Annotated in this window: 7 protein-coding genes and 1 pseudogene; 6 read left to right on the top strand and 2 right to left on the bottom strand. The window is 73.5% G+C overall.

Going from position 1 to position 7,188, the window contains the following annotated elements:
• Positions 1–298, bottom strand: a pseudogene (locus AB0K09_RS27095) (hypothetical protein); the annotation flags it as partial.
• 79 nt (positions 299–377) lie between these two features.
• Positions 378–614 carry a thiovarsolin family RiPP gene (locus AB0K09_RS27090; RefSeq protein ID WP_366068026.1) on the bottom strand — a complete coding sequence of 79 codons (237 nt, stop codon included), beginning with the start codon at positions 612–614 and terminating at the stop codon, positions 378–380.
• 237 nt (positions 615–851) lie between these two features.
• Here AB0K09_RS27090 and AB0K09_RS27085 point away from each other — a divergent pair, with 237 nt between their 5' ends.
• From AB0K09_RS27085 to AB0K09_RS27060, 6 genes are read left to right on the top strand one after another with little or no spacing between them, the layout of a single operon-like run.
• Entirely contained in the window at positions 852–2,000 is a 1,149-nt protein-coding gene (locus tag AB0K09_RS27085; protein ID WP_366068025.1) for a glycine amidinotransferase, read from the top strand.
• A 21-nt stretch (positions 2,001–2,021) separates the two neighbouring features.
• Entirely contained in the window at positions 2,022–3,095 is a 1,074-nt protein-coding gene (dpgA, locus tag AB0K09_RS27080) for a 3,5-dihydroxyphenylacetyl-CoA synthase DpgA (RefSeq protein ID WP_366068024.1), read from the top strand.
• Positions 3,096–3,133: 38 nt separating this feature from the next.
• The gene (gene dpgB, locus AB0K09_RS27075) at positions 3,134–3,865 is read left to right on the top strand and encodes an enoyl-CoA-hydratase DpgB (RefSeq protein ID WP_366068023.1); all 732 of its coding nucleotides are present in this window, start codon (positions 3,134–3,136) and stop codon (positions 3,863–3,865) included.
• Positions 3,862–5,217: a (3,5-dihydroxyphenyl)acetyl-CoA 1,2-dioxygenase DpgC gene (gene dpgC / locus AB0K09_RS27070; protein WP_366068022.1), complete on the top strand. Its 1,356-nt coding sequence runs from the start codon at positions 3,862–3,864 to the stop codon at positions 5,215–5,217. The genes dpgB and dpgC overlap by 4 nt, the downstream gene beginning before the upstream one ends.
• On the top strand, positions 5,214–6,536 hold the full coding sequence (locus tag AB0K09_RS27065) for a PLP-dependent aminotransferase family protein (protein WP_366068021.1): 1,323 nt from the start codon (positions 5,214–5,216) through the stop codon (positions 6,534–6,536). The genes dpgC and AB0K09_RS27065 overlap by 4 nt, the downstream gene beginning before the upstream one ends.
• Entirely contained in the window at positions 6,533–7,120 is a 588-nt protein-coding gene (locus tag AB0K09_RS27060; protein WP_366068020.1) for a methyltransferase, read from the top strand. Before AB0K09_RS27065 ends, AB0K09_RS27060 begins: the two co-directional genes overlap by 4 nt.
• Positions 7,121–7,188: the final 68 nt, after the last annotated feature.

Here is a 7,188-nt window from a genome sequence, read left to right as displayed (position 1 = left end):
GGCAGAGGTTAGTTTGGGGAAGAGGAACGGGAGGGGTACGGCCGGTGGAGCGCAGGACAATCGGTGCCACGGCACTCGAAGTGGGCGCGGCGCTGTAGACGGAGATGCTGTCGTTCGAACGGGGGATGATCGCGCTGTACACGGGGACGCCCACGCAGTCCAGGCCCGTGATGTCGGCCAGCCGGGTGATGCCCGCTCTGCGCAGGTGCGGGCGGACGCGCCGCCAGGTCTCCTCGGTCGTGACCTCCCGGTGGGCGCCGGAACCGGTGGCCTTGCGGACCCGCTTCCGCAACTTCATGCGTCCCTCCCCCTCCCACAGCCGGCGGTCCCGGGGCGACGGGTCCAGGAGCACACCGGGGCGCACCCCTGGACGATGCTCACCGTACGGTCTGGGCCCGTGGCGCGGCGAAGAAGGACGCACCCGCACCCCGTACGGACTGCGCCCGCGGCGCCGTGAAGAAGGACTCACCCGCACCCCGCACGGTCTGGGCCCGCGGCGCCGTGAAGAAAGCCTCACCCACGCCCGACCGCGTCTCCAGGAAAGCCTGGAGCCGTGCCGGTCCCATTTCCGCGAGCTCGGACAGTGCCGCGCCCCGCGCGCGTTCACCGCTCATGCGCACAATCCTTTCTCTTTGATTTTTCTCCCGAATACCGGACGCAGATGCCGCGCCCTGATTCTCATCCGAGCCTGACACGGGCCGAGTTGCCGGTCAAGGCCGTTCCCCGCGCACCCCGTGAAGGGCCGGCGCATCGATTAACGGCCTTAATCGCAGCATTAGTTATCCGCCATTGCCGGTGCCGCCGCCCGCTGGCACAGTTGATTTCCGCGTGCCCGCCGGAGGGAGAAAAACATGTCGGTGAACAGTTTCGACGAGTGGTCGCCGCTGCGGGAGGTCGTCGTCGGCTCCGCGCTGAACTACACCTCCCACGACCGCGAGCTCTCGTTCGATCTGTTCTTCCACGACAACCTCGTCCGCTCGGAGTGGTACTACCCCCGGCTCTCCGCTCCCGGCTCCGCGCCGCAGGGCCCCCGCCGCTCACCCATCAAACAGCGCTACGTCGACGAACTCGCCGAGGACGTCGAGGGAATCGCCGAGACCCTCCGGTCGCTCTCGGTCACGGTGCTGCGCCCCATGGACCTGCACGAGTCCACCACCGAGGTGCGCACCCCGGCCTGGTCCGCGGCCGTCGTGCCGCCGCTCAACGTCCGGGACAACACGCTCGTCGTCGGCGACGAGATCATCGAGACGCCGCCCATGATCCGCTCGCGCTGGTTCGAGACGCAGTTCCTGAAGCCGGTCTTCGCCGCGTACTTCCGCCGGGGCGCCCGCTGGACGGTCATGCCCCGCCCGCTCATGACGGACGCCTCCTTCGACCCCTCGTACGCCAACGACTCGCACAGCACCGCCGGTGGTCCCACCGAACCGGTGGCCGACCCGCAACCGTCGCCCTACGACGTCGGCTTCGAGATGATGTTCGACGGCGCGCAGTGCATGCGGCTCGGCCGGGACATCGTCGCCAACATCTCGACCGAGAACCACGCCCTGGCCGTCGACTGGCTCGAACGCCATCTGGAAGGGCGCTTCCGCATCCACCGGGTGCACCGGCTCAGCGACAGCCACATCGACAGCATGGTCCTCGCCCTGCGCCCCGGAACGCTGCTGGTGCGCTCGCCCGAGGTCGCCGACCGGCTGCCCAAGCCGCTGCGCGGCTGGGACCTGGTCGTGCCCCCGCCGCCGGAGAGTGACGGCTTCCCGCGCTACGAGGACGACGACCTCGTCCTCACCAGCCCGTTCATCGACCTGAACGTGCTGTCGGTGGACCCCGACACCGTGCTGGTCAACGACGCCTGCCCGGAACTCGCCCGGACGCTGGAACGCCACCGCTTCACCGTCGTCCCCGTCCGGCACCGGCACCGCAGGCTCTTCGGCGGCGGCTTCCACTGCTTCACCCTCGACACCGTCCGGGACGGCGGCCCGGAGGACTACCTCGGCGGCTGACGGGGCACACGAGGAGAGCGCATGAACGCCACGCACCCCCGGGCGGACCCGCCGCGGATCACCGCCGTCGGCACGGGAGTACCGCCCCGCTCGTACACCCAGCGGGAACTGCTGGAGCTGTTCGGCGTACGGGACCCGCGCATCCGCTCGGTGTTCCTCAACAGCGCGATCGACCGCCGCCGTCTGACCCTGCCCCCGCGCGGGCCGGACGGCACCCCGAGGCACGAGACGCAGGGAGAACTGCTGCGCAGACACACGCGCGACGGCGTCGCCCTGGGCCGGCAGGCGGTCGAGGCGTGCCTGGAACGGGCCGGCGCGCGGCCGGCGGACCTGCGGCACCTGTGCTGCGTGTCCTCGACCGGGTTCATCACCCCCGGGTTCAGCGCGCTGCTCGTCAAGGAACTCGGCCTCCCCACCCACTGCTCCCGGCTCGACGTCGTCGGCATGGGCTGCAACGCGGGCCTCAACGCCCTCGCCGCGGTGACCGCGTGGGCCGCGGCCCACCCGGGACGGCTGGCCGCCATGGTCTGCGTCGAGGTGTGCTCGGCCGCGTACGTCTTCGACGGCACCCTGCGGACCTCGGTCGTCAACAGCCTCTTCGGCGACGGCGCCGCCGCCGTCACCGTGCGGGCCGGGGGACCGGAGCGGCCCGGGGGACCGGCGGTGCTCGGCTTCGCCGGCCGGATGATCCCGGAGGCCATCGACGCCATGCGCTACGACTGGGACGACGACCGGGCCAGATTCAGCTTCTCCCTCGCCCCCGACGTGCCCTACGTGGTGGGCGCCCACGCCGCACAGCCGGTGCGCCGCCTGCTGTCGGGGGCCGGACTGCGCCGATCGGACATCAGGCACTGGGTGCTGCACCCCGGCGGCAGGAAAGTCGTCGACTCCGTCCGCGTCAACCTCGGACTGACCCGGCACGACACCCGGCACACCACCGGGGTGCTGCGCGACTACGGCAACCTCTCCAGCGCCGCCTTCCTGTTCGCCTACGAGCGGCTGACCGAGGAGGGCGTCGCCGCACCCGGCGACCACGGCGTCCTGATGACCATGGGCCCCGGATCGACGATCGAGACGGCACTCGTGCGCTGGTGAGACAGCCGAAGGAAGCCGGAGCGGAAGGAGAACGCCCGATGACGGTACGCGAGAACGGACCGGGACTCGCGGGGGCCCTCGCCCTCACCTGGGAGACCGGGCGGAACCGCCCGCTCGCCGAACTGACGGCCTCGCTCGACGCCGTGTGCGACCGCGCCGAGGACGCCGCCGACCGGGCCGCCGTCATCACCCTGCGCCTCGGCACCACGGCCCCCGACGAACGCGCCTGGCCCGAGGAGACCACCGTCCGGCAGGTCGGCCGCTGGGAGAAGGCCGTCCGCAGGCTCGAACGGCTCCCGGCCGTCAGCATCGCCGTGGCCGGCGACACCTGCGGAGGCCCCGCGCTCGACCTGCTGCTGGCCGCCGACTACCGCATCGCCACGGCCGGCCTCCGCCTGCTCCTGCCCGTCCACACCGGCCGGCTCTGGCCCGGCATGGCCGTGCACCGCCTGGCCCACCAGATCGGCACGGCCCGGGCCCGGCAACTCCTGCTCTGGGGCTCCGAACTCACCGCCGAGCGTGGCCTGCGCCTCGGCCTGATCGACGAGACCGTCGACGACACCACCGAGGCGCTGCGCGCGGCGACCCTGCTCCTGGGCCGCGCCGCCGGACCCGACCTGGCCGTGCTCCGCCAACTCCTGGAAGAGGCGCCGGTCACCTCCTTCGACGAGGCCCTCGGAGTCCATCTCGCCGCCTGCGACCGCGAGTTGCGGCGCAGGCGCCGGACCGGGGAACCGGCCGCCACCGATCCCGGGAGCGCCGACCGGTGACCGGCACCACCGACCCGTACGCCCCCGCCCCCGTCCCCGCCTTCGGCGCCGGGCTGCGGGCCGACGCGGCCGCCCTGGCCCGGCACGCCGAGGCGGGCGAGCACCTGCTGGCCGCCCTGCCGCCGAAGCCCGAGCGCGACGAGGAACAGCAACGCCGTGCCCAACACCTCCTCACCGCCGGCCGGACCTGCCGCGACCGCTTCATCACCGCCCACGCCGAGGAGGTCTACGACCGGCTCACCCACGGCCGTACGCGCTGCCTCCGCCTGTCCGAGCTCGCCTTCGCCGCCGCCGACGCCTTCCCCGGACTGGCGCCCACCCGGGACCGGCTCGACCGCGAGCGCGCACACCTCCAGGCGCACAAGGACGGCCACGAGATCGACCAGGGCATCCTCTTCCGCGGCCTGCTGCGCTCGCCCGGCGCCGGACGCCATCTCACCGACGCCATGCTGCTGCCCACCCCCCGGGCGCTGGCCCTGCTCGCCGGCTTCCGGGCGACCGGCCGCGCCGACCTGGGCGCCGTACGGATCGAACGCCGCGGCCCGGCCGCGCATCTGACCCTGTGCAACACCCACTGCCTGAACGCCGAGGACGACCGGCTCGTCGACGACCTGGAGACCGCCGTCGACCTCGCGCTCCTGGACGACGACGTCCGCGTCGGCGTGCTGCGCGGCGCGGAGATGACCCACCCGCGCCACCGGGGCCGGCGGGTCTTCAGCGCCGGCATCAACCTGGTGGACCTGCACGAGGGGCGGATCTCCCTCGTCGGCTTCCTGCTCCGCCGGGAACTGGGCTGCATCGGCAAGCTCGTCCGGGGCCTGCTGCCGGACGCGGCCGGCGGCCCCCTGCCGGCCGGGCCGGCCGTCCAGAAGCCCTGGGTGGCGGCCGTGGACGCGTTCGCCATCGGCGGGGGCATGCAGCTGCTGCTCGTCGCCGACCGGGTCGTCGCCGCGTCGGACGCCTACTTCAGCCTGCCGGCCGCCCAGGAAGGGATCGTGCCGGGCGTGGCCAACCTCAGGCTCACCCGGTTCACCGGAGCCCGCCCGGCCCGCCGCATCATCCTCGGCGGCAGCCGCGTCCGGGCCACCGACCCCGAGGCGCTGCTGCTGTGCGACGAGGTGGTACCGCCCGCCGCCGTCGGCGAGGCCGTCGAGGAGGCCGTCCGGCTGCTGGACAACCCGGCGGTGGCCGCCAACCGCGCCATGCTCAACCTGGCCGAGGAGCCCCCCGGCGTCTTCCGCGCCTACCTGGCCGAATTCGCCTTCGTCCAGGCACACCGGCTCTACGCGCCCGACGTGCTCGCCAAGGCCGCCGCGCGGCGCTCCGCACGCACCGGGACGGGTCGCCGATGACGTTGCTGGACGAGAGCACGCTCCACGGCTCCCTGCGCGACCCCGTCCTCGGCTCGCTCACCTTCCTCAACGAGATCATGAGCCGCCACCCCGGCGCGCTCTCGTTCGCGCCCGGCGCGCCCTGCCTCCGCTTCCTGGCCGGCATCGAGATCACCGCCTGCGTCGAGCGGTACCTCGAACACCTCCGCACCGACCGCGGCCTGACCCGGGAGCGCGCCCGCCGGCTCCTGCTCGAGTACGGACCCGCCCGGGGCCTGATCAACGACCTGGTGGCGGACGCCCTGCGCGCCGACCACGGCATCGACGTACCACCCCGGGCGGTGGTCGTCACCGTGGGCGCGCAGGAGGCCATGGTCTGCGCGCTGCGCTGTCTGTGCCGCCCCGGCACCGACCTGCTCGCCGTCGTCGAACCGTGCTTCGCCGGCATCACCGGGGCCGCCCGCGTCCTCGACATCGGCATCGCTCCCGTCGGCGAACGCGGGCGGGGCGTCGACCTGGACCGGCTCACGGCCCTCTGCGGCGCGGCCCGGGCCGCCGGACGGCGCGTGCGCGCCCTGTACGTCGCCCCCGACTTCGCCAACCCCTCCGGACTGCTGCTCGACCTGGCGGCCCGGCACGCGCTGCTGGACGCGGCCGAGCGCGAGGACCTCCTGCTGCTGGAGGACACCGCGTACGGCTTCACCGCCGAACCCGGCCGTGAACTGCCCCCGCTCAAACGGCTGGACCGCGACGGAAGGGTGATCCTCATCGGGACCTTCGCCAAGGTGTGCCTGCCGGGCGCCCGCGTCGGATACGCCGTGGCCGACCAGACGGTCACCGGGCCGGCGGGCCGCACCCGCCTGCTCGCCGACGACCTCGCCGCCGTCAAGAGCGCGCTCACGGTCAACACCCCGCCGCTGAGTCAGGCCGTCGTCGGCGGGCTGCTCCTGGAGCACGGGGGCTCCCTCGCCGCGCTCGGCCGGCAGAAGTCCGCCCACTACCGCCGCCGCCTCGCCCAGCTGCTGTCCGCACTCGACCGGCATCTCCCGGCGGGAGCGGGCCGGCCGGACGGGGTGACCTGGAACCGGCCGGACGGCGGGTTCTTCGTCCGCATGCGCCTGCCCGTACCCGTCGACGAGGACCTGCTGGAGACGTCCGCCACCCGCTTCCGCGTCCTGTGGACCCCCATGGCCGCCTTCCACCTCGGCGACTCCGGCTCGCACGAACTCCGGCTCTCCTGCTCCTACCTCACGGCGGAACAGATCGACGAGGGAGCCGCCCGGCTCGCCGCCTTCGTCCGCCACGTCTGCGCGACCGGAGCACCCGGGAGGAAGCAGTGACCACCGACCCGGCGGCACTGGCCGGACTGGCCACGCCCATGGCCGTACGCGTCGCGGCCACCCTCCGGCTGGCCGACCACCTCGCGGCCGGGCAGCGGACCGCGGCGCAGCTCGCGGCGGCGACCGCGACCGACACCGGCACGCTCGACCGGCTGCTGCGCCACCTGTGCACGATCGGCCTGCTGCGCCGCGACGGGCCGGACGGTTACCGGCTCACCGAGGACGGCGAACCGCTGCGCGAACGGCACCCGGGCGGCCTGCGCGCCCGGCTGGCTCTCGACGGACCGGAGGGCATGGCGGACCTGTCCTTCGTCCACCTGCTCGACACCGTGCGCACCGGACGAGCCGCCTTCCCCCGGACTTACGGCCGCACGTTCTGGGAGCACCTCGCGGCGGACGCCTCCCTCGCCGGCGCCTTCCACCACCGCATGGGCCTGGCCGTCGAGACCCTGGCACCCGCCGTCGCGGCCGCCTACGACTGGGCGGCCCTCGGCCGGGTGACCGACGTCGGGGGTGGCAACGGCAGCCTGCTGACCGCCCTGCTGCGGCGCTTTCCCCCCTTCGTCTACATCAACGGTTTCTGACTCGCCTCACTGCCGGCAGACAGTGAAAGTGCGATCCCACAACCCCGTATACGCAACCCCTGCCGGGT

The organism is Streptomyces sp. NPDC049577 (assembly GCF_040675635.1).
GTDB lineage: Bacteria > Actinomycetota > Actinomycetes > Streptomycetales > Streptomycetaceae > Streptomyces.
The sequence above is the reverse complement of the archived record's forward strand: the minus strand, read 5'-3'. Positions and strand labels throughout refer to the sequence as shown.

Excerpts from the sequence above, each read along its gene's own strand:
- AB0K09_RS27090 (WP_366068026.1), bottom strand. The coding sequence starts at position 614 with ATGAGCGGTGAACGCGCGCGGGGCGCGGCACTGTCCGAGCTCGCGGAA.
- AB0K09_RS27065 (WP_366068021.1), top strand. The coding sequence starts at position 5,214 with ATGACGTTGCTGGACGAGAGCACGCTCCACGGCTCCCTGCGCGACCCC.
- AB0K09_RS27085 (WP_366068025.1), top strand. The coding sequence starts at position 852 with ATGTCGGTGAACAGTTTCGACGAGTGGTCGCCGCTGCGGGAGGTCGTC.
- dpgB (WP_366068023.1), top strand. The coding sequence starts at position 3,134 with ATGACGGTACGCGAGAACGGACCGGGACTCGCGGGGGCCCTCGCCCTC.
- dpgA (WP_366068024.1), top strand. The coding sequence starts at position 2,022 with ATGAACGCCACGCACCCCCGGGCGGACCCGCCGCGGATCACCGCCGTC.